Origin of the sequence: Sorangium sp. So ce426, from assembly GCF_051475585.1 — a bacterium.
GTDB lineage: Bacteria > Myxococcota_A > Polyangia > Polyangiales > Polyangiaceae > Sorangium > Sorangium cellulosum_B.
Window position 1 is genome coordinate 6501157 of the sequence record NZ_CP150341.1, and the last position, 21237, is coordinate 6522393.

19 protein-coding genes are annotated in these 21237 nt (G+C 71.5%); 13 read left to right on the forward strand and 6 right to left on the reverse strand.

Features of this window, described 5'->3' with window-relative positions; genetic code table 11:
* Position 1: 1 nt before the first annotated feature.
* Complete coding sequence (locus tag WMF44_RS24095; RefSeq protein ID WP_437301602.1) at positions 2-1591, forward strand: ABC transporter ATP-binding protein; 1590 nt, start codon at positions 2-4, stop codon at positions 1589-1591.
* Positions 1588-2262 (forward strand): cysteine hydrolase family protein, encoded by a 675-nt coding sequence (locus WMF44_RS24100; protein ID WP_437301444.1) that lies wholly within the window; start codon positions 1588-1590, stop codon positions 2260-2262. Before WMF44_RS24095 ends, WMF44_RS24100 begins: the two co-directional genes overlap by 4 nt.
* A gap of 195 nt (positions 2263-2457) precedes the next feature.
* Here the strand turns inward: WMF44_RS24100 and WMF44_RS24105 are convergent, their stop codons facing one another.
* The gene (locus WMF44_RS24105) at positions 2458-3576 is read right to left on the reverse strand and encodes a BMP family ABC transporter substrate-binding protein (RefSeq protein WP_437301603.1); all 1119 of its coding nucleotides are present in this window, start codon (positions 3574-3576) and stop codon (positions 2458-2460) included.
* A gap of 268 nt (positions 3577-3844) precedes the next feature.
* On the opposite strand from WMF44_RS24105, the gene WMF44_RS24110 reads away from it, so the two are divergent.
* The 8 genes from WMF44_RS24110 (at position 3845) to WMF44_RS24145 (ending at position 13135) form a co-directional block, all read left to right on the forward strand.
* Positions 3845-4156, forward strand: coding sequence for a cupin domain-containing protein (locus WMF44_RS24110; protein ID WP_231865009.1), 312 nt, complete (start codon positions 3845-3847; stop codon positions 4154-4156).
* A gap of 468 nt (positions 4157-4624) precedes the next feature.
* Positions 4625-5515, forward strand: coding sequence for a hypothetical protein (locus tag WMF44_RS24115; protein ID WP_437301445.1), 891 nt, complete (start codon positions 4625-4627; stop codon positions 5513-5515).
* A gap of 279 nt (positions 5516-5794) precedes the next feature.
* Positions 5795-6877 (forward strand): ABC transporter ATP-binding protein, encoded by a 1083-nt coding sequence (locus WMF44_RS24120; protein ID WP_437301446.1) that lies wholly within the window; start codon positions 5795-5797, stop codon positions 6875-6877.
* Positions 6874-7599, forward strand: a complete 726-nt coding sequence (locus tag WMF44_RS24125; protein WP_437301447.1) for an ABC transporter permease — start codon at positions 6874-6876, stop codon at positions 7597-7599. The genes WMF44_RS24120 and WMF44_RS24125 overlap by 4 nt, the downstream gene beginning before the upstream one ends.
* Positions 7596-9581 (forward strand): Gldg family protein, encoded by a 1986-nt coding sequence (locus WMF44_RS24130; protein WP_437301448.1) that lies wholly within the window; start codon positions 7596-7598, stop codon positions 9579-9581. The genes WMF44_RS24125 and WMF44_RS24130 overlap by 4 nt, the downstream gene beginning before the upstream one ends.
* Positions 9578-10621, forward strand: coding sequence for a DUF4340 domain-containing protein (locus tag WMF44_RS24135; RefSeq protein WP_437301449.1), 1044 nt, complete (start codon positions 9578-9580; stop codon positions 10619-10621). Before WMF44_RS24130 ends, WMF44_RS24135 begins: the two co-directional genes overlap by 4 nt.
* A gap of 161 nt (positions 10622-10782) precedes the next feature.
* Positions 10783-11412: a hypothetical protein gene (locus tag WMF44_RS24140; RefSeq protein WP_437301450.1), complete on the forward strand. Its 630-nt coding sequence runs from the start codon at positions 10783-10785 to the stop codon at positions 11410-11412.
* Between the two features lie 4 nt (positions 11413-11416).
* Positions 11417-13135 carry a serine/threonine protein kinase gene (locus tag WMF44_RS24145; protein ID WP_437301451.1) on the forward strand — a complete coding sequence of 573 codons (1719 nt, stop codon included), beginning with the start codon at positions 11417-11419 and terminating at the stop codon, positions 13133-13135.
* A gap of 15 nt (positions 13136-13150) precedes the next feature.
* Here the strand turns inward: WMF44_RS24145 and xerD are convergent, their stop codons facing one another.
* Entirely contained in the window at positions 13151-14041 is an 891-nt protein-coding gene (xerD, locus tag WMF44_RS24150) for a site-specific tyrosine recombinase XerD (RefSeq protein WP_437301452.1), read from the reverse strand.
* Positions 14042-14202: 161 nt separating this feature from the next.
* Here xerD and WMF44_RS24155 point away from each other — a divergent pair, with 161 nt between their 5' ends.
* The 3 genes from WMF44_RS24155 to rpmB all read left to right on the forward strand — a co-directional run bounded on the left by WMF44_RS24155 (position 14203) and on the right by rpmB (position 16795).
* Positions 14203-15063, forward strand: a complete 861-nt coding sequence (locus WMF44_RS24155) for an N-formylglutamate amidohydrolase (RefSeq protein WP_437301453.1) — start codon at positions 14203-14205, stop codon at positions 15061-15063.
* Between the two features lie 13 nt (positions 15064-15076).
* Complete coding sequence (locus tag WMF44_RS24160) at positions 15077-16156, forward strand: hypothetical protein (RefSeq protein ID WP_437301454.1); 1080 nt, start codon at positions 15077-15079, stop codon at positions 16154-16156.
* A 414-nt stretch (positions 16157-16570) separates the two neighbouring features.
* The gene (gene rpmB / locus WMF44_RS24165) at positions 16571-16795 is read left to right on the forward strand and encodes a 50S ribosomal protein L28 (protein ID WP_012237062.1); all 225 of its coding nucleotides are present in this window, start codon (positions 16571-16573) and stop codon (positions 16793-16795) included.
* A 318-nt stretch (positions 16796-17113) separates the two neighbouring features.
* On the opposite strand, the gene WMF44_RS24170 is transcribed toward rpmB, so the two are convergent.
* The 4 genes from WMF44_RS24170 to queG form a co-directional block, all read right to left on the reverse strand.
* On the reverse strand, positions 17114-18163 hold the full coding sequence (locus WMF44_RS24170; protein WP_437301455.1) for a hypothetical protein: 1050 nt from the start codon (positions 18161-18163) through the stop codon (positions 17114-17116).
* Positions 18160-18885, reverse strand: coding sequence for a DUF72 domain-containing protein (locus WMF44_RS24175; protein ID WP_437301456.1), 726 nt, complete (start codon positions 18883-18885; stop codon positions 18160-18162). The genes WMF44_RS24170 and WMF44_RS24175 overlap by 4 nt, the downstream gene beginning before the upstream one ends.
* Before the next feature lie 89 nt (positions 18886-18974).
* A complete protein-coding gene (locus tag WMF44_RS24180; protein ID WP_437301457.1) occupies positions 18975-19922 on the reverse strand; it encodes a lysophospholipid acyltransferase family protein in 948 nt (315 codons plus the stop codon).
* 72 nt (positions 19923-19994) lie between these two features.
* A complete protein-coding gene (gene queG / locus WMF44_RS24185; RefSeq protein WP_437301458.1) occupies positions 19995-21176 on the reverse strand; it encodes a tRNA epoxyqueuosine(34) reductase QueG in 1182 nt (393 codons plus the stop codon).
* Between the last annotated feature and the right edge of the window lie 61 nt (positions 21177-21237).

A 21237-nucleotide genomic window follows, 5' to 3' on the forward strand; every position in this document is an offset into this window, starting at 1 on the left:
CATGGACCCGCGCGTCTTCTCCAGCCCCACGGCGAGGCCGCCCCGCGCCGCCGTTCGGGAGCCCGGCCCCCCCACGCCGCCGCCGGCGCTCTCCGCCGCGGGGATCACGAAGCGGTTCGGGCCGTTTCTCGCGCTCGACGACGTCTCGCTGCGCCTCGCGCCCGGGAGCTTCCACGCGCTCCTCGGCGAGAACGGCGCCGGCAAGAGCACGCTGGTCAAGTGCATCATGGGCTATCACCAGGCCGACGCCGGCGAGGTGAGGGTCGGCGACACGGCCCTGTCGATCAGGAGCCCGCGCGACGCGCAGGCGCTGGGGATCGGCATGGTCTACCAGCACTTCACCCTCGTGATGAACATGACGGTCGCCGAGAACCTCGTGCTCGCGCGCGCGTCGCTCCCCCTCGTGATCGACTGGCGCAAGGAGCGCGAGGCGATCCGCGCGTTCATGGGGCGCATGCCCTTCCGGCTCGATCCGGAGCGGACCGTCCGCGCGCTCGCCGCGGGCGAGAAGCAGAAGCTCGAGATCCTGAAGCAGCTCTACCTCGGCAGCAGGATCGTCATCCTCGACGAGCCGACGTCGGTCCTCACGCCCGGGGAGGCCGACGAGGTGCTCGGGATGCTCAGGTGCATGGCCGACGAGCAGCGGATCAGCGTGCTCATGATCTCGCACAAGTTCCGCGAGGTGACGGCGTTCGCCGACGAGATCACGGTGCTGCGGCGCGGCCGGGTCGCCGGCCGGGGCAAGGTCAAGGACCTCACGCCGGCGGCCATGGCCGAGATGATGGTCGGCGCGCAGCCGGCGCAGGTCTCCGCGGCGCGCGGCGACGCGCCCGCCGGGGAGCCGATCCTGCGCATCGAGGGGCTCGCCGCGAGCGACGATCGCGGGCGGGCGGCGCTCGACGGCGTGACGCTCACGGTCCATCGCGGCGAGATCGTCGGCATCGCCGGCGTCTCCGGCAACGGGCAGGAGGAGCTCGTCGAGGTCCTCGCCGGGCAGCGCGCCGCGCGGGGTGGCAGCGTGCTCGTCCATGGCGAGCCCTACGGCGCCGGGCGCGCGCAGATCCTGAAGCACCGGGTGCGGTGCCTGCCCGAGGAGCCGCTGCGCAACGCCTGCGTCCCCGCGATGTCGGTCGCCGAGAACATCGGGTTCCGCGTCTTCGACAGGCCGCCCTTCACGAGGCTCCGCTGGGGCGTGAGCCGGGCGGCGCTCCGGCGGTCGGCCGAGCGCCTCGCCGCGGAGTACGCCATCAAGGCGCCCTCGGTCGACGCCCCGATAGGCAAGCTCTCCGGCGGCAACGTGCAGCGCGCCGTCCTCGCGCGCGAGCTCGGCATGGACGAGGACATCGAGCTCCTCGTCGCCGCAAACCCCTGCTTCGGGCTCGATTTCGCGGCCGTGGCCGAGATCCGCTCCCGCATCCTGAAGGCGCGCAACCGCGGGACCGCCGTCCTCCTCGTGAGCGCGGATCTCGACGAGATCTTCGCCATGGCCGACCGTGTCCTCGTGATGAGCGAGGGCCGCATCGTCCACGAGTCGCCGATCGCCTCGGCCGACGTCGCGGAGATCGGCCGCGCGATGGCGGGGCACCGATGACGGCGCGGCCCCTCGAGATCGCGGCGAGGCCGTACCCCTTCCGCGTCGCCGATCGGGACGCCGTGGCGCTGCTCGTCATCGACATGCAGCGCGACTTCCTCGAGCCCGGCGGCTTCGGCGCGGCGCTCGGCAACGACGTCGCGCGGCTCCAGCGCATCGTGCCGACGGTCCGGCGCGTCCTCGACGCGTTCCGCCACAACGGCCTGCCCATCATCCACACGAAGGAGGGTCACAGGCTGGATCTCTCGGACTGCCCCCCTGCGAAGCGGAGCCGGGGCGCTCCTGGGATGCGGATCGGCGATGTCGGGCCGATGGGGCGCATCCTGGTGCTGGGCGAGCCTGGCAACGACTTCGTGCCCGAGCTCGCGCCGGCGCCCGGGGAGCTCGTCGTACCGAAGCCCGGGAAGGGCGCGTTCTACCGGACGGGCCTCGACGCCAGGCTTGCGGCGCTCGGCGTCTCTCACCTGCTCATCGCCGGCGTGACGACCGAGGTCTGCGTCCAGACCACGATGCGCGAGGCGAACGATCGCGGCTACGAATGCCTGTTGATCGAGGACGCCACCGAGAGCTATTTCCCCGAGTTCAAGGCGGCAACGTTGGAGATGGTCCGTGCCCAGGGCGCGATCATCGGCTGGACCGCCCCCGCCGGCGCCGTCCTCGAAGCGCTCTGATCGACGCCCGTTCCAAAGCAGCTGCTCGATGCCCGTTCTGGAGCAGCTGCTCGATGCCCGTCCCAGAGCGGTGGTCACCCGCACAGGAGACGGGCCCAGATCGGCGTTTTCGGCGCGGAAGCGCACTCCGGTGCGCTGAGCACCGAAAACGTCGAGATGGGCCCGTATCCGAAGCGGGTGGCCACCGCTCTCGCTCTAGTGGGTGGAGCCGAGGGCGCCGGCTACGAGGTAATCCATGCTCTCGAGCGCGATGTCGGTCTGCTGCTGCGCGACCGAATCGGCGATCACCACCTTGCCCTCGTTGTTCATGATGGGCCCCTGGAAGATGGTGAGCGTGCCCTCCGTGAGCTTCGCCTTCGCCTCCTCGGCCTTCTTCTTCGCCTCCTCCGAGACGGCGGGGCCATAGGGTGAGATCTTGATGTACCCCTCCTTGAAGCCGCCGCGCAGGAGGTGCGGATACGGCTTCCCCTCGCGGATGAACGTCATGTAATCGGTGTAGACCTTGGACCAGTTCCACTCGGCGCCGGTCAGGTACCCCCTTGGGGCGAGCGTCGCCTGGTTCGTGTGGTAGCCGGTGCTGAACGCGCCGCGCCGCTCCGCGAGCTCGATGATCACCTTGGGTGAGTCCACGTGGGCGGTCAGGACGTCGACGCCCTGGTCGATGAGGCTGTTGGCCGCCTCCGCCTCCTTGACCGGCATCGACCAGTCGCCGGTGAAGATCACGGCCGTCGTCACGCTCGGGTTCACGCTCCGGGCGCCCAGCGTAAAGGCGTTGATGTTGCGGAGCACCTGCGGGATCGGCTTCGCGGCGATGAACCCGAGCTTGCCGCTCTTCGTCGTCATCCCGGCGACGATGCCGGACACGTACTCGGCTTCGTCGATGTAACCGAAATAGCTGCCGACGTTGCTCGGGTGCTTCGACCCGTCGTAGAGGCCGCCACAATGGAGGAAGATCTTGTCCGGGAACTTCTCCGCCACCTTGAGGATGTGCGGATCGAAATAGCCGAAGGACGTCGGGAAGATCACCGTCGCGCCATCGAGGTTGATCATGCTCTCGAGCGTCTTCTGCACGGCGACCGTCTCGGGGACGTTCTCCTCCTCACGGGTCTTCACGCCGGCCAGCTTGGCCAGCGCGGCGGCCCCCTCGGCGTGCGCCTGGTTGTAGCCGTAGTCGTCCCTGGGGCCGACGTAGATGAAGCCCACCGTGAGCGGCTGATCGCTCGACCCCTCCTTGCTGCAGCCGGCCGACGGCAGGAGCGAGAGCGAGAGGAGCAGTGGGCGGAGGATGGCGAGGAAACGCTGCCCCCGTGCCACGCCGGCCGCGAGGAACACGGGGAAGACGGGGGACACAGGAGTTCTCGGTCTGCTCTTCACGCCATGGATGTGTACGCGACTCCTCATTTCTGAAACTTTTCCCACGCGTGAATTTTGCGCGCTTCGCGTGATTGCCGTTGAGCGCGCACCGCGCGCTGTGGCATGGTTCCATCAACACTGGAGATTCGCGATGACAGCTACACTTCCAGCAGCGACGCGGGATTTCGTGCCTGTGCAGTTGCCATTCATCATTGCGAATGTGGCAACGATGGCCGCTCATCCGGAGTCGGTCCCCTGGCGGCGCCTCCGGGAGGGCGTCGAGATTCACCGCCTTTACGGCAGCAGCGACGCAGGCGCGTCGGCCGCGCTCCTGCGCTACGCGCCGGGGGCATCCGTGCCGCAGCACGTCCACCGTGGCCATGAACACATCTTCGTGCTCACAGGATCGCAGTCGGACGAGCGCGGGCACCACCGCGCCGGCACGCTCGTGATGAACGCCCCGGGCAGCCGCCACAGCGTCTCGAGCGCCGAGGGCTGCATCGTCCTCGCGATCTGGGAGCAGCCCGTCGTCTTCATCTGACGTAAGCGCCGCCCGCCGGAGGTGCGCAACGTCCTGCGGGAGCCCAACGGGCCCCCCGCGGACGCCGACGCATCAGGACATCCGGTCCCCGCATCAGGACATCCAGGCCGCTCATCTGGACATCCGGGCCGCTCATCTGGACATCCGGGCCGCTCATCTGGACACCGGTCCCCGCATCAGGACATCCGGGCCGCTCATCAGGACATCCGGGCTGCTCATCAGGACACCGGTCCCCGCATCAGGACACCCAGGCCGCTATCAGGACGTCTCCTCGCTCCCCTCGCGTCCTGCGGGGCTTCGCCGCTTCCAGACACGAAGGTCAGCGGCACCACGCCGGCCTGACCGGGGTCCGGAGTACGACATCTCCGCAGGCACGTCCTCACCGGACCGCGAGCGCGCCCTCCGGCGCTCGCTTTCTCGGGGCACAGAGGTTCAGGTGCGCTGCGCTTTGCCGTAGGCTGGACGCTCATGGATTCGCGCGGGAAATCGCTCCCTCCGGGGCCGCTCGTCACGGACGAGGACATCCGGGAAGAGCTCCGGCGGCTGTTCGACGCCGGTCCCGACTCGGGGCTCGTCATCCGGGTCTACGGCGAGCCCGGCGAGGGGGCGGCAGCGGCGGACGCGTTCCGCGAGATGTTCGCGTCGCTGCGCATGTACGAGGGGAAGCCGCAGGACCAGCCGCTGGAGATCCTCGTCGACGCGCCGAGCAAGGCGCACATCGCGCGCGCGCTGTCCGTGCTCGGCCACAAGCAGCACCAGAAGCGGATCCTCGATCACATCCTCACCACCTTCGGGCGCCGGCTGATCGACCCGCTCGCCGAGATCCTCGACACGACCCCGACCGGCTCGGTGACGGCGCGGCTGACCATGCTGCGGGACATCTTCCTCGCGCACGTCGCAGATCTGCGGATGACGCCGGAGTCGCAGCAGATCCTCTCGAGCGACCTGCGCAAGCTCCTGAGCGACGACTACCTGGCGATGGTGGCGGAGAACGAGGAGCGCGTGCAGCGCCCGCGCGTGGCGATGCTCGCGCAGCAGATCCTGCGGCTCGTCGGCTCCACGTTCCACAGCGCGCTCAAGCGGTGGCCGGCGCACGCCGAGCAGATCGCCTCGTCGATCGCGCGGCGGAGCCCGAAGAAGGTCCGCCTGAGCGAGGTGCCGAAGCTCATCCGCGGCCAGATCACCGACGGCATCGAAGAGTTCCTGTGGATCGAGACGAGCGCGGACATCGAGGGCGCGCTGCGCCCGATGCTCGCCGAGCACCAGGACGTGATGCCCGTGACGCAGGCGACGCTCGACCGATCGACGTACCGCGAGTTCGCGGACGCCTGCTGGGCCATCATCGCCGAGCACTGCTGACGGCGGGACGAGCGCTGCCGGATCGCCTCCCCTGCCGCGCTGCAGGCTGAGATCCATCACGTCCTGGTCGCTTCGCTCACCACTTCACCGGGTGTCCCGCTCGATGCGTCTGGGGGGAGCGGGACCCCGCTCCGGAGCAAGCCCCCGCGCGCGCCGCGTCGGGAATGATTTCCGCCTCCCGCTGTTGTAAGGGGCCGCTGGCGCCTGGGCCGCCGCGCACTGCGGCGTCCGAATCGCCGGCGCGGAGAGCTTCTTCCCTTCGCGGAGGGGTGCACGGCCGTGATCGAAATCAGCGACCTATACAAGTACTACGGCGACCGGAAGGCCATCGGGCCCCTGTCGTTCTCGATCGAGGCGGGAGAGATCGTCGGCCTGCTCGGCCTGAACGGCGCGGGCAAGACGACGACGCTCAGGATCCTCGCCTGCGATCTGCTCCCGTCCGCGGGCCGCGTGCTCGTGGACGGACTGGATGTCGTCGACCACCCCCACGAGGTGCGGTCCCGCATCGGATACCTCCCCGACAGGCCGCCGCTCTACGACGAGATGAGCGTGCGCGCCTTCCTCCACTTCGCCGCGCGCCTGCGCGGCGTCGACGCCGGCGCGGCCGACGCGCGGGTGGCCGAGGCGCTCGCGGTGACGCAGCTCGACGACGTGGCCGCGGATCCCATCAGCTCGCTGTCCCACGGCTTCAAGCAGCGCGTCGGCATCGCGCAGGCGATCGTGCACAAGCCGCGGCTGCTCGTCCTGGACGAGCCGATCAGCGGCCTGGATCCCGTGCAGATCGTCGAGATGCGCGCCCTGCTCCGGAGCCTGCGCGGCAAGCACACCATCGTGCTCTCCAGCCACATCCTCTCCGAGATCAGCGAGACGTGCGATCGCATCCTCGTGATCCGGGACGGCGAGATCGGCGCGCAGGGGACCGAGCAGGAGCTCTCGGCCAAGCTGCTCCACGGCGTCCGGGTCGAGCTCACGGTGCGCGGCCCCGCGGCCGAAGGCGCGGGCTACCGCGTGGCGCGCGGCGAGGCGGCGAAGGCGCTCGAGCTCGCCCGCGAGGTGGAGGGCGTCACGTCCGTCGAGCAGCTCACCACGACCGAGCCGGGGAGCGACGTCGTGAGCTTCGCGGTCGAGGCCGACCGCGACGTGCGCGCGGCGCTGTGCGCCGAGCTCGTGCAGGCGGGCATCGGCATCCTCGAGGTGAAGCGGAGCGAGCGCGAGCTCGAGTCGGTGTTCCTGCGGCTCGCCACGCGCGGGGCGCCCGGGGCGAAGGACAGGTCCGCCGCGGCCGGCAGGGCGAGCGCCGGCGGCGACACAAGGAAGGCCCCTGCGGAGGAGCAGGCGGAGGAAGGCGAGGGCGAGACATGAGAGGGACATTGCTCGTCGCGCGGCGGGAGCTGTCCGCGTACCTGAGATCACCGCTCGGGTACGTCGTCGCCGCCGCTGCGCTGCTCATCGACGGCATCTACTTCCAGGTCGCGGCGCTCGGCTCGGGCGCGCGGCTGTCGGCGGAGGTGCTGCTCAAGTTCTTCGACGGCACGGCGTTCATCACGATGGTCGCGGCGCTCATCCTCTCGATGCGGCTCATCGCCGGCGAGCGCGAGAGCGGGACGCTCATCCTGCTCAAGACCGCGCCCGTGCGCGACGGCGAGATCATCGCCGGCAAGTTCCTCGCCGCGCTCGCGCTGGTCTCGCTCATGACGGCGATCACGATCTACATGCCGCTGCTCATCTTCGTGAACGGCAAGGTGTCCGTCGGGCACATCCTGGTCGGCTACTCCGGGGTGCTGCTGCTCGGCGCCGCGTCGCTCGCGATCGGGCTCTTCGCCTCGACGCTCGCGGCGAGCCAGGTCATCGCGGTCATCCTCGGGGCGGCGATCATCGGGACGCTCGGCTTCCTGTTCCTCGTCGCCCGCGTCACGGAGCCGCCGCTCAACGACGTCGTGAGCGCGCTGAACCTCTACCCGCTCAACCAGAAGCCGTTCCTGAACGGCGTGCTCCGGCTGGAGAACGTCGTCTACTACGTCGCGGTCGCGTACTTCTTCCTGCTCGCCGCGACCCACACCCTGAAGGCGCGGAGGTGGCGGTGAAGGACAAGCAAGGTCAGGCCGACGAGGCCGAGATCCGCGGCGAGGGAGCGGGCTCCGCGCCCCCGCCGGACGCAGGGCGAGAGGCCCCGCCGGCCGGCGAGCCGGCGCCCGCCGCGCCGCCCGCGCCGCCCGCGCTCCGCGCCGGGGGCTGGATGGTCCCGGCGTACGCGGGCGCGCTCCTCGCCCTCTTCCTCGGCGAGCGCGTGGTGCCCACGATCGAGTGGCTCCGCTATGCCCTGTCGGGGCTCGGGTTCTTGACCCTGGTCCTCGTCACCGCGCTGCGCTTCGCGGCCGCGGTGCGCGAGTCGGGCGAGCGCCGCGCGGTCGAGCGCGCGCTCGCGATCCTGTCGGCGCTCGGCGTCGTCGCGGTGGCGGCCTACTTCACCACGACCGACGTGGGGCAGGCCATGGTCGGCGTCTCGCGCGCCGCGCCCGAGCTGCGCGGGCGCATCGACGCGGCCACGACGGTCGCCTGGGTCGCGCTGCTCGTCATGGCGACGGTGCCGCTGTTCTTCGGCGAGGCGGCGCTCGCGCCGATGCGGCGCGCCGAGCGCATCGAGGGCCGGCGGGTGCGCGCCGCGACGCTCTCGGGCCTGACGCTCGGGTTCGCCGCGGTCTACTCCGCGCTCTTCGTGTTCGCCGCGGGCAAGCTCGATCTCAAGGCGGACTTCTCGTACTACCGCACCGCCCGCCCGGGCGAGTCCACGAAGCGCGTCGCCGAGAGCCTGACCGCGCCGCTCAAGATCACGGCCTTCTACCCGCAGCAGAACGAGGTCGGCGCCGAGGTGGAGGGCTACCTGCGCGAGGTGAAGGCGGCGTCGCCCCAGATCACCGTGGAGGTGCAGGATCGCCTGCTCGTCCCCGCGCTCGCCAAGGAGGCGAAGGTCACGCAGGACGGCGTCATCGTGCTCTCGCGCGACGGCTCGCGCGAGACGCTCACCGTCGGCTCCGACATCAAGAGCGCGGGCGCCAAGCTGAAGAGCCTCGACGCCGACTTCCAGAAGGTGCTGCTCAAGGTGATCCGGCCGCAGCGCACCGCGTACCTGACGGTCGGCCACGGCGAGCTGAACGAGTCGGCCAGCTCCCCCGAGGGGCGGACGACCAAGAACCTCCGCAAGCTGCTCGAGTCCCAGAACTACGTCGTCAAGGACCTCGGGCTCGCCCAGGGGCTCGGCAGCGAGATCCCGAAGGACGCGAGCGTCGTCATCGTGCTCGGCCCGCAGAAGGCGTTCCTCCCGGAGGAGGTCGCGGCGCTCAAGCGGCACGCCGATGAGGGCGGGCACCTCCTGCTCGCGCTCGATCCGGACGCCAAGGTCGATCTGGATCCGCTCGCCGGCGCCGTGGGGCTCACGTGGAAGCCCGAGGTCCTGGCGAACGATCGGGTCTACGTGCGGCGGCGCTACAACGACTCGGACCAGGCGATGCTGGTCACGACGCGGTACTCCTCGCACGCCTCGGTGTCGACGCTGAGCCGCCACGCGCAGCAGGCGCCGACGATCTTCCCGGGAGCGTCGTCGCTCGACAAGCGCGAGGACGGCGGCCTCAAGATCGACTTCGTCGTCCGCTCGCTGGGCGAGACGTTCGCCGACGCGAACGGCAACTTCAAGTTCGACGAAGGCGGCGAGAAGCGCAGCGTCTACAACCTCGCGGCGGCGGTCTCGAAGGAGCTCGCGCCTGGCGGGGACGACAAGGAGAAGAAGGAGCTGCGCGCGTTCGTGGTCGCCGACGCCGACGTGTTCAGCGACGCGGCGTTCAGGAACGAACCCAACATCGTGCTCGCGCTCGACGCGCTCCGGTGGCTCGGCGGCGAGGAGAGCTACGCCGGGGAGATCACGACGAGCGAGGACGTCCGGATCGAGCACACGAAGGAGAAGGACCAGGTGTGGTTCTGGGCCACGATCCTCGTGGCGCCGGCCATGGTGCTGGGTCTCGGGCTCTTCATCACGCGCCGCGGGCGGCGCGGGAGCGGGAGGCGCGCATGAGGTTGGAACGCAGCTTTTTCGTGCACCTCGGCCTTCTTGTGGTCGCGGCCTTGTCCGCGGTCCTCGTCTGGACGCGCGACGACAAGGCGGCCGCCCTCTCGGTCGCCGACGTGACCGTCTGGACCGGCCGCGCCGACGACGTCGAGCGCATCGCCTTCGAGGGCAAATCGAAGACGGTCGTCCTCGAGGCGAAGAAGGACAAGGAGGGCCGCTACTTCGTCGGCACGGCGGAGCGCAAGACGACGCCCCCGGCCGAGAAGCCGAAGGACCCGCACAGCCCCGACGACGGAGCGCAGGACGACGAGCCGCCCGCGGAGCCTGAGCCGACGGTCAAGACGACGACGTTCGTCTCGGTGGCCGCCGGCAACAAGCTCGCCGAGGCGATCGCGCCGCTGAAGGCGCTGCGCTCGATCGGCCGCATCGCGGACGACCGCGCGGCCGAGTTCGGGCTGGCCGAGCCCGAGGGCACGCTCACCGTCAAGCTGCGCGGCGCCGAGCGAAAGCTGGTCCTCGGCGGCGCGACGCCCGGCGGCGCGGACCGGTACGCGCGCGACGAGGCCACGGGCGAGGTGTACGCCATCAAGGGCGACATCTACCGCGATCTCGACACCGCGGAGTCACGGCTCCTGGAGCGGGATCTGCACGAGTGGAAGGACGTCGATCTCGCCAGGGCGCGCGTCATCGCCGGGGACAAGCGCCGCGAGGTCGTGCGCAGCGGCGACGAGGGCAAGAAGTTCTGGGCCGATCCGGCGAGCCCCGAGCAGAACGACGAGACGGTCGGCAACTGGATGAGCAAGCTCGACCGCCTCCGCCCCACCGAGTACGTGGCCGCTGCCCCGGAGCAGAAGGAGGTCGTGGTGCGGATCGAGTACACCGGCCGCTCCGGCGACATCGGCTTCGCCGAGCTCGTGAAGGGGCCCCCCGGGGCGAGCGGCAAGCCCGACTACTTCCTGGTCACGGAGCGCACCCGCCTTCACGGCAAGGTGCCGGTAGGCGTCGCCGAGCAGGTCGAACAGGACGTCGGCGCCGTCGTCAAGTAGCCCTTGCGCCTCGCGACCGCGCCGGAGCAGCCGCCCGGCGCGGTCAGCCTTCCGCGCGGCGCCGGCCGCGCCCTGGGGCGCAAGCTGTCTCCCCCAGTCGCTCTTTACTTGCCGTACCGGGTCCGGTCCTGCAACGCTCGGGCGCAATGTTCTTCCGACGATTGCCTACCCTAGCGCTGGGCGCTGCGGCGGCGCTCGCCGCGGCCTGCAGCTCGCCGCCGCCACCGCAACCCGTAGCGCCGCCGCCGACCGTGACCGCGGCGCCACCACCTCCGCCTCCCCCTGCTCCGAAGCCCTGCAAGGCGCTCGACGAGCAGTGCCAGGCAGAGGCGTCGACCCGGGCGAAGATCGCCCAGAGCTCACTCGTGTTCACCCCCGCGACGGGCTGGACCTATGCCCAGGCGGAGAGCGCCACGATCGCGCAGGCCGCGGACGAGGGCCCGGCCTTCGCGACGGCGCAGGTCGACGCGGGCGAGGGCAAGCAGGCGCTCGAGAAGCGCGACGCCGCGCTCGAGGCGCTGGCGCGCGAGATCAACGTGACGTTGCCGAAGAAGAAGGTGAACTGGAAGAAGCCCGACGACATCAAGGACGTCGCCGGGCGGAAGATCGGCCTGTGGCAGAAGGAGGGCGCCCTCCGCGGGACCAGGAAGGGCCCGCTGCTGATCTTCGGCGACACCGGGAAGGACGGGGAGATCGTGCTGGGGCTCGGCTTCGTCCCCGAGGACGACAACTCCGGCGCCGACGAGACCATCCTGCAATCGATCGAGTCGATCTCGGTCGCGGCGGAGTGATCGCGTGACGGCACCGAACGTCGCGCCAGGCAGCGTCATCGCGGGGAGGTTCTCGGTCCGCTCGCTCCTCGGCTACGGGGGCGCGACGGCCACCTTCCGCGCGGTGACGGCGCAAGCGCGCGACGTCGCCCTCAAGCTGTACTCGCCGGTCGTCGGCCAGCGCGCGGACGCGATGCAGCACCTCCAGCGGTACGTGGCCGAGACGAACAGGCTGCCGCCAGAGCTCGCCGCGCACATCCTCGAGGCCGGCTACGACCCGGCGACGGCCGCGCCCTTCACGGTGACGGACATGATCCCGTTCCCGTCGCTCGCCGAGCTCGCGCGTCGCCGGCCGATGGGCTTCGAGGAGGTCGGCTCGATGCTCCGCTCTCTCGCGGCGGTGCTCGACGCTGCCCACGCCCGCGAGGTCCCCCACCACGGCCTCAAGCCGACGAACCTGTTCATCGACCCGAGCGCTCCGGGCAGCGTGAAGCTCACCGACTTCGGGCCGTCCCTCGCGCGGAGCATGGTGCCGACGCAGGAGGGGTATGTCCTCTCCGCGCCGTGGCTGGCGCCCGAGCAGCTTCAGCCGGGCGGCCAGGCGGGGCCTGCCGCCGACATCTTCTCCGCGGCGCTGCTCTCCTTCTTCGCGCTCACGGGCCGCTCGTACTGGCGTTCCTGCCAGGGTCAGGTGGACGTCCAGGGCTGGCAGCGCGAGCTCATGGCGCCGCGCCTCGCCGCGTCCGTGCGGGCCGCGGAGCTCGGCGTCCCGCTGAGCCCTGTGCTCGACGGCGCCTTCGCGCGCGCGCTGGCGCACGATCCGCGCGAGCGCTTCCGCTCCGCGAGCGAGCTCGCGGCCATGCTCAGCGGCTTCTCGGCGGCCGCGATCGAGGTGGGCTCGACGCTCGCCCTGTCTCCTTCGGTGAACGAGGCGGTCGCGCCCGCGCCGCCGGCCGTCGCCGTCACCGCGGCGAGCGCGCCCGCGCCCTTGCCGCCCGCCGACGCCACGCAGCTGGTGCCCTCGCCGTTTTCACCCCCGCCACAGCCGTCGCACGCGCCGTTTTCACCCTCGCCGCAGCCATCTGCCGACGCGCCCTCCGGACAGGCGCCGCCGCCTTCGGCCCAGAGCCAGACAGCAGCCCGTCGAAGCGGCGTCCCCGCGCTGACGGCGGTCAGCACCGCGCCCAGGTCGCCGTGGAGCAAGGCGGCCTCCCTGATGGTGGGCATCGTTGGTGTGCTGCTCGTCGGGGGCACGGCCGCCGCGTGGTACGTCCTGGACCGCAAGGACGAGGCGCAGCCGGGCCCCAGCGCCTCGACCAGCGCTTCTGCGGCGGCTCCCCCCGCGCCGTCGGCCGAGCCCGCTCCGCCCGAGCCAGCCCACAGCGCGCCAGCCGCCGACGCCGGGACCCCGAGCGCCGAGCCCCCGACCGACGCCGGCGCCTCGACCGACGCCGGCGTGGCGACCGACGCGACGGTGAAGATCTCCTGCAAGCCCGTCGCCTGCGAGGAGATCACCATCGACGGCAAGGTGACGCAGGCCCCGGAGGTCGAGATCGGGCTCACCCCTGGGGTTCACAAGGTGAGCGTCAAGCGAACCGGCTACTTCCCGCGGAGCCTGAGCGTGGTCGTCAAGGCCGGAACGCCGCTCGTGCAAGAGTTCCAGCTCACCGAGATCCCCCCGGCTCAGCCAGCGGGGCAGCCGGCGAGCAAGCCTTGCGGCAAATTCCTCAAGCGCTGCAAATAGCCATCTTGCGCGCGCTCACGCGCGAGGGTGCGCCCGACGGTACGCGGCGCGCACGTGGTCGTCGGCGAGGTGCGTGTAGATCTCGGTCGTCACGACGTTCGCATGACCGAGGAGCGCCTGGACGCTCCGGAGATCCGCGCCCCCCTCGAGCAGGTGCGTCGCGAACGAGTGGCGGAGCTTGTGCGGCGAGCTCGGCTTGGCGATGCCCACGGCGCGCGCATATCCGCCGAGGAGCTTCCACACCGCCTGCCTGGTGAGCGGCCCGCCGCGCGGCGAGAGGAACAGCACCTGGGTCGCCGCGCTGCGCGGGTGCGTCGCGCGCAGCTCCAGGTAGGCGTCGATGGCGGCGAGCGCCGGCTCGCCGAGCGGCACGAGCCGCCGCTTCCCCCCCTTGCCGAGCGCCATCACGATGCCTTTGCGCCGGTCGATGTCCGCGAGCTTGAGGCGCACCACCTCGCTGACGCGCAAGCCGGCCGCGTACATCACGTGGAGCATCGCGCGATCGCGCAGCCCCTTGAACGTCCCTTGCTCGGGCGCCTCGATGAGGAGCGCGATCTCGTCGAACGAGAGCACCTTGGGCAGCCGCCGCCCGACCCTGGGTCGCTCGACCAGCGCGCACGGATCCCGCTCGATGCGGCGCTCGCGGAGCAGGAAGCGGATGAACCCGCGGACCGCGGAGAGGTGGCGCGCCGCCGAGCTGGCGCTGATGCCCGCCTGGCCGAGCGCGACCAGGTAGGTGCCGATCAGCGCCTGGTCGAGCCCGTCGACGGTCGTGATCCCGCTCGCCTCGGCATGGGCGACGAGCTTGGCGAGATCATGGCCGTAGGCCTCGAGCGTCAGGGGCGCCAGAGCCCGCTCGACGCGAAGGTGATCCAGGTAGGCGTCCACCCAGGTCGCAAGGTCCACGGCCAACCGTACGTCGAAAGCGGCGAAGCGCGCCAGAAAGCCGGGCTGGGGCAGATCGACCCAGAACGCCCCGAACGGCAATACGTCTTCCTCCCTTCCGGCATTTCACCTCCCCGTCCTGGTTCCAGCCGGACGCGGAATGCGTCACAGTGGGCCCTGTGGTGTCAGCCTTCGAGGTCATCGAGCCCCGCGGAGCGGAAAGCCCGGTCCTCGTCGAGGTACCGCACGCGGGGGTCCACGTGGATCCCGAGTCGCTGTCCTGGACCATCGCGCCGGCGCGCAGCATCGGGCGCGACGCGGACCTGTACGTCGACGCGCTCTTCCAGGACGCTCCGGCCGAGGGGGCGACGCTCCTCTTCTCCAGGATGAGCCGGCTGGTCGTCGATCTCAACCGGAGCGAGGCCGACTGCGACGGCGACGCGGTCGAGGGCGGCGGCCGGGCGCCCTACCCGCGGGGGCTCATCTGGCGCATGACCACGGACGGCGAGCCCATCCTTGCCGCTCGGCTGCCACGGCAGGAGGTGGAGCGCCGGCTCGACCGCTTCTATCGCCCGTATCACGGCGCCCTCAGCGCGCTCCTCGCCGGCAAGCGCGAGCGCTTCGGCTTCGCGATCCTCCTCTGCGCGCACTCGATGCCGAGCCAGGGCCGCCGCGGCCACGCGGAGGGCGCGATCGGTCGGGCCGACATCGTCCCCGGCACGCGCGGGCGGACGACCGCCGCGAGCGCGGTGATCGACGCGGTCGATCAGCACGCGCGCGCCTGCGGCTTCTCCGTGCGCCATGATGACCCCTACAAAGGGGGCTTCAGCACCGCGCACTACGGCCAACCGCACCGTGCCGTCCACGCCGTGCAAATCGAGATTGCACGCCGGCTGTACATGGACGAGCAATCCCTTGCCATGGATGGGCAAGGATTCCCTGCCGTGCGAGACTTCGGACGCACCCTGGTCGCGCGGCTCACCTCAGCCGAGCTGCTCGGTCAGCTCCGCAGCAGCCCTCCCTTCGACGCCCGTGAGATCTGATCCAGCTCCATCAATGGAAAAGCCTTTCGGAGAGGCGAGCCGCGACCGCCCGCCAGCGAGCCGTCGCGCGATCGCCGAACGCGAAAAGGCAGCACCTGCCCAGCCGGAGGGCGCCACAGCCGGCGAGAGCCCGGCCGATCGCGCTCAGGAGGGACCGGCTGCGGCGTCGATCAGCGCCGCTCCGGTCGATCGGCGCCACGAGTCGAACCCGGCCATCCCGATGGAGGTGGCGCCCCCGAGCACGCGCGAGCACGTCACCAAGCCGCTCCTCGCGTCCGAAGCGCTCATGGAGGACCTGGCGCCGATGCGTCCGGCGCAGGACGCCGCGCGGATCTGGTGTGCTGCGGTGGGCGCCGGCTTCCTTCTGCTCGGCGGCCTGTCGATCGCAGGGCTCCGCCCGGACGGCGTTGTCGCGGGGCCGCCAGCGTTCGTCCTGGGCGTCGTCGCGCTGTTCACCGCGCTCACGTCGGTGAGCTACCGGCAGCGCGCCGTCGCCATGGTGGTGCTCGGGGCGATCGCGACAGTCCTCGGCCTCCAGAGCTCGGGGACCGCGGTCGGCTGGGGAACCGCCCGGGCCGTCGCGGCGATAGGGCTCCCGGCGGCGCTCGTCTTCCGGTCTCGCTACAGGGCGTACAGCGGCGCGCGGTGGCTGCTCGTCGCCGCCTTCCTCGTCACGCTCCCATCCTTCGGGCATGCGATCGGACAGCTGGTTTTGCACGATCCGCACCTGGGCCATCTCGGCGCCTTGCTTGTGATCCTGGCGGTCCTGTCCAGCCTTACCGGGTTCATGGGTGCGGAGACGACGGGCGCCGGGTCGTTCCTTGCCGTCGCGGTGGTGCTTGCCTTCACGGCCGACCTGGTCGTCGGCAGGCTCGCGCATCTCGACACCTTCTCGCCCCGGGACATCGTCATCGTGCTCTCCGCGGGCCTTGCGTTCGCGGCGACGTCCGCCATCACGAGCCTGGGCCTGTTCCAGATCCTGGCCTGGCGCCTGGCTGCCGACGCCCGGCGTATCGATCTGCACTCACGCCCCGAGAATGAGAAGGACGGGCGGGATCGGCGTCCGCCCTCGGGCGGCGAGTGGCTGACCTAGAACAACGATCACGTTGAAACCCGGAGAATTTGCACAGGGAGGCGGGGAGGCGGGGAGGAAGAAAAAAAATGATTTTCTCCCTCTTGCCGTCTCTCACTCCCCACCTCCCCGCCTCCCTGTGAAATTCCTGCTTTTTCTCGTGGTTTCAACCCGTTTGTCGCTCTAGGCCGCGCGCCAGCAGGCGCGTAGGGCGTCGGGGACACCGAGGGGAGAGGCTCGGCCGCGTTGCGCCCCGAGCTCCCCCAGCCCACGGCGGCGATGATCCCCCGGAGGACGCTTGACATGTCCCCCGGCTTCCTTCACTTTCCCGCGCTCCCGAGCCCCCCTGCTCCCCCGCGCAGGGCGTGCGCCCGGCCAGCTAATTCGATTTACGGTCGGGGCACCGACGCAGGGCCCCTTCCAACCGAGGACGTCATGGCGAAGAGCGACATCACTGGGAAGCGGAAGCTTCTGGCGCAGAACGTCTCCCACTCCAACATCAAGACGAAGCGCTGGCAGCTCGTGAACATCCAGACCCGGCGCGTCTGGGTCCCCGAGCTCAACCGCTTCGTGAAGCTCAACCTCACGACGCGCGACATCCGCACGATCGACAAGATCGGCGTCGTCGCCTACGCGAAGCGCTACGGCGTCGCGCTCTAGGCCCAGCGCCGACGCGACGGCCGGCCTGAATGTCGGCCGCCGCTTCGCGGCTGGATGCGCCGCGCTCTGTTCTCCCCTCTCGGGGCTCGCCTCCATCCCTCTTCAGCTTTGGAAGTGCCGCGTGCGTGACGGCACGCGGCGCATACAGCCGGCGCGAGCTGGCAGACGTCGGCCGCAGCGCACGTTGCGCAGCGGCTCGCCGCGCCTCGCTGTAGCGTCAGCGCTCCTCCACGGCGCCCTCGATGGCCCGCGCCGCGTCGGCTGGAGAGCCGCATGGCCGGCCGATCTCCGCTTCGACCGGCCGACGCCCGCTGCGCCTCACCCCTCCGCGGGCTGCGTCCCTGCCCCCGCCATGAAGCCGGCGGCGAGGTTGGCCGTGCGCGCGTCGCGCTCGTCGCGCAGGACGGCGATGGCGGCGCTGGCGCCCTGCTGCGTGCGGACATCATGAAGGGCGGCTTCGAGCGCGGTGCCGCCGAGGAGCGCGGTGAGGGCGCTCACCTCGATCGTGGGCTTGCCTGCGAGCGCGATCGCAGCCGCGAAGGCGCCGCGCTGGAGGATCCCGATCGGCGCGGCCGCGGGCAGGGGCGTGCCGGGGGCGAGGCGCGTGATCCCGCGGCGCACCGGGACGGCGTCGCGGCCCAGCACGATCTCGAGCTCGGGGACGGTGATGCCATCGTCGGTGCGCGTGTAGGCGAGCGCTGCGACCGTGCCCCATCCGTCGCAGGCGACGATGGCGTCCGTGGGTCGCGCCACGTCCCCTACCGGCCAGGGCGCCTGGAGCGCGGTCGCCCCCTCCGCGATCGTCGTCGACGCGGCTTCCACCTCGGCGGGCACCGCTTCAGCGAGGTCTTCGGCGGTCAGCGTCCCCCCTGCGACCGCCCCGCCGACGGCCAGCAGCGCCCGCTCCACATCGCGCCCCCGGAGCGCCACCGCGCCGAGCGAGCCGACCTCACGCAGCAGCGCGGCGCGCCCGGTCGCGCCCGCGCGCTCCGCCGCGACCACGCCGGAGCGAACCAGCTCACGGAGCCGCGCGCGTCCGAGGTAGCCGTGCAGCAGGACCAGCATGCCGAGCGAGCGCGGAACGGCGACGTGCGCGGCCTCCGGGACGCTCTGCCCATCGACGAACCCGCGCGGCCGCGGCGCGCCGCGCCCAGGCTGGATCGCCCGTCCATCGAACGCCCTCGCGCCGACGCCGACGCCGGCCGCCAGCGCGACGGCGGGCGCGAGCAGCACGTCGGGCTGCGCGCCGGCTGCTGCGAAGAAGCCGGCGACGATCGCGTCGATCGCGCTGCCGGAGGACTCGAGCGCGGCCCGGGCGGCCGAAGCCGCAAAGGGATCGCTCGCGGTGGCTGCCGCGCCGCGGATCACTGCTCCTCGTCCTCGGCGACGAGGGTGCTGGGCATGGGCATGGTCGGCCTTACCACAGCCGACGCCGTCGAGCGATCGGGCGTGCGCGCGAGCGCCGCCGCGAGCAGCGACTTGATCTGCGGCGCGCGGTCGCCCTCGACGACCAGGAACACCTCACGCCGTCCGCGCAGGCGCTCCGCGACCCGCTCGAGCGCGGCCGCTCCCATCGACGAGGACCGCCCGAGCGCGCGCAGCCGTGTGTAGACGATCGGCCCGGGCGGCGGCGCGTCGCGCGCCACGTCGAGCACCGGGATGACCTTCGCGGCGCGCGCGGTCGCGACGATGTCGTCGCGCTCCCAGATCCCGGAGGGCTCCCAGCAGCGCACGACCCCCTCGGCGGGCAGGCGCTCGAAGAGCGCCGCGAGCTTCTTGCGGTTGCTCGCCGTCGGCCGGAGCGACGCCGGCGTCTGGAGCAGGACGCACCGCGCCTCCAGCACGGCCGCCACCTCGAGCGAGGCCGAGAGCGCCTCGTCGAGGTCGCGCCCGCCGGCGAGCTCGCCGACCACGCGCGGCAGCACCACGCTGAAGACGAAGCCCGGCGGCACCGCCTTGCGCCATTTGCGGAGCGTCGTCGCGCGAGGCAGCGACGTATCGAGCGGGCGGAGCTCGACCAGATCGAAGCGATCTTTGTACTTCTGGATATCGCCCTTGAGCGAGGGCAGTCCGACGAGGAGGCGGGCCATCAGCGCGGACTCTTAACCCAGCTTGCGCGCCGATGCAGCGCGTGCCCGACGGCGGCGCGATTTCTCATTTGGGGAGCAAAATCCTTGATTTATTCGAAGTGGAACCACTGCGTCGGGTTGTCCCGGAGGAAGCGCTCCATCTCCGCCGTGATCTGCCGCGCTGCCACGTCGAGCTCGGACGATCCTGGCTTGCGGGGGAGCGAGATGGGCGGCGCGATGCAGATCTCGTACTCCATGAAGCCGGTCCGCCGCGTGAACACAGGGACGATCGGCGCGCCGCTGACCGCCGCGAGCTGAAGCGGGCCCTCCGGGACGCGCCAGGGTCGCCCGAAGAGCTCGACGTCGCGCCCGCGCATCCCGGACGGAAGCCGATCGATCTGGATGGCCACGACGCCCTGCCGCCTGAGGTGCGCGAGCAGCGGGAGCACCGCGAGCGGATCGTCGGCCACGTGCTGCATCCGTACGCCGACCCGATCTCGCGTGCCGTCCTGGATGGCCTGCGCTCGCTGGTCGCGCTCCCGCTGCATCACGATGAGCACGTCGGCGGCGTGCACCGATCGCAGCAGCGGCGCGGCGGCCTGCCAGCCGCCGGTATGCGCCGTGACGACGATCACGCCGAGGCCCCGCTGGAACGCGTTCGTGAAGTGCTCGTCGTTCACGCACAGGCCGGTGAGCCGATCGGGCCGGCTGCTGCCCGCGATGAACGCGTCCGTGAGACAGCTGGCGAAGTTGATGAACACCCGGGCGACGTCGCGGTACTCGTCGAGCGTCCCCCGCTCGCCCAGCGCCAGCCGGAGGTTCCTGCGCACGGCCCTCCGCTGCTCCGGCAACACCGCCCCGACGACGAGCCCGAACAACGCAGGGCTGTGCCGGACGAGGAGGTCCGGGCCGTGGGTCACCCCAGCGTCGACCGCCCGCCGCCAGAGGACGGAATCGTGCCGGCGTAGATCGTCGAGGAGCGCTCGGAGCCTGGAGGGGAGATCCACGTTGGTGCTCGTGCGCGCGGCGCCTTGCCGGCGCACACCGTAGCGGATCATCGGGCCCCCGCGAAGAGCGCCCGAGCACCGCCGCGCTCCCGCGCCGCGCTCGATCGCGGCGGGCGGCGCGCCTCAACCTGCACCGGGATCCTCGCTCGACCCGTCATGCCTCGGCGCGCTCGGGCCCGCCGGCTCGCCGCCCCCTGCGTGGCTCACCCCCCACGCGGCGACGGCGCGCACCGATGCGTCGTCATGGGCGAGCGCTGCGACGAGCGCGCGCTTCGCGCTCGCTGCCGCCGCGCCCTCTGCGCCGCTCGCCAGCCGGTTCGCAGCGACGATCGTCGCGTTCCGGGCGAGCCCGCCGCGTCGCGCGCGCCGGACCGGCGTCCCGACGGTCAGCGCGTCGAACGCCTGCTCATCGAGCGCCACGAGGTCGTCGACGTCCCGCGCTTCCCATCGGGCCAGAGGATGGAACGGCGCGGTGCGCTCGAGGGGCGCGGGCGCGGTCCTGTTGAAGGGACATACCTCCTGGCAGACGTCGCAGCCGAAGAGGTGCTCACCCATACCGGGCCGCAGCGCCTCGGCCGGCGCGCTCCTCTGTTCGATCGTCAGGTACGCAATGCAGCGCCGAGGATCGAGCACGAACGGCGCGTCGAACGCCTGCGTCGGGCACGCGTCGAGGCAGCGCGTGCACGATCCGCAGCGCTCCGCGATGGGCACGTCGGGGACGAGATCCAGCGTGGTGACCACCTCGCCGAGCAGCTGGTAGCTCCCCTGCCCCGGCGTGATGATCAGCCCGTTCTTGCCGACGAAACCGATGCCAGAGCGCGCCGCCCAGACGCGCTCCATCACCGGCTCGACATCGCAGAGCGGCCGCGCGAGCACGGATGGCGCGAGCGAGCGGATGAACGCCGCGAGCCGCCGGAGCCGCCGCTTCAGGTGGTTGTGATAGTCCTGCCCGCGCGCGTACCGCGCGACGCTCTGCGCGAGCGGCGGGTCGCGCCGCTCGCTCTCCTTGGGCCGCGCATACCTGCGGCCGACGCACACGACCGAGCGTGCTCCTTCGAGGATCGCGCTGGTGTCCAGCCGGCGCCGCTGCTCCGCGTACTCCGCGAGGTACCCCATCTCCCCGTGCATGCCGCGCGCGACGAACTCCAGGTACCGTGCGTGCTCGACCCCGAGCGGCTCGTCGGCGCGCGCGACGCCCACGACGTCGAAGCCGAGCGCGAGCGCCTGCTCGCGCACCAGCCGGTCGTGCGTCGTTCGCGCCGCGCTCGCCTCCCCGGCGGGACGATCGGCATCGCGCTCGCTCATCTCAGGAGGATGGACCGGAACGGCGCGCCGCGGTGCTGGCGCCACGCTCGACGACCGCGCG

Bases quoted from the DNA above. Each gene is read 5' to 3' on its own strand.
- WMF44_RS24125 (WP_437301447.1), top strand. From the start codon at position 6,874: ATGAGAGGGACATTGCTCGTCGCGCGGCGGGAGCTGTCCGCGTACCTG.
- WMF44_RS24100 (WP_437301444.1), top strand. From the start codon at position 1,588: ATGACGGCGCGGCCCCTCGAGATCGCGGCGAGGCCGTACCCCTTCCGC.
- WMF44_RS24095 (WP_437301602.1), top strand. From the start codon at position 2: ATGGACCCGCGCGTCTTCTCCAGCCCCACGGCGAGGCCGCCCCGCGCC.
- WMF44_RS24180 (WP_437301457.1), bottom strand. From the start codon at position 19,922: ATGATCCGCTACGGTGTGCGCCGGCAAGGCGCCGCGCGCACGAGCACC.
- WMF44_RS24135 (WP_437301449.1), top strand. From the start codon at position 9,578: ATGAGGTTGGAACGCAGCTTTTTCGTGCACCTCGGCCTTCTTGTGGTC.
- WMF44_RS24175 (WP_437301456.1), bottom strand. From the start codon at position 18,885: ATGGCCCGCCTCCTCGTCGGACTGCCCTCGCTCAAGGGCGATATCCAG.
- WMF44_RS24115 (WP_437301445.1), top strand. From the start codon at position 4,625: ATGGATTCGCGCGGGAAATCGCTCCCTCCGGGGCCGCTCGTCACGGAC.
- WMF44_RS24160 (WP_437301454.1), top strand. From the start codon at position 15,077: ATGGAAAAGCCTTTCGGAGAGGCGAGCCGCGACCGCCCGCCAGCGAGC.
- WMF44_RS24110 (WP_231865009.1), top strand. From the start codon at position 3,845: ATGGCCGCTCATCCGGAGTCGGTCCCCTGGCGGCGCCTCCGGGAGGGC.
- queG (WP_437301458.1), bottom strand. From the start codon at position 21,176: ATGAGCGAGCGCGATGCCGATCGTCCCGCCGGGGAGGCGAGCGCGGCG.
- rpmB (WP_012237062.1), top strand. From the start codon at position 16,571: ATGGCGAAGAGCGACATCACTGGGAAGCGGAAGCTTCTGGCGCAGAAC.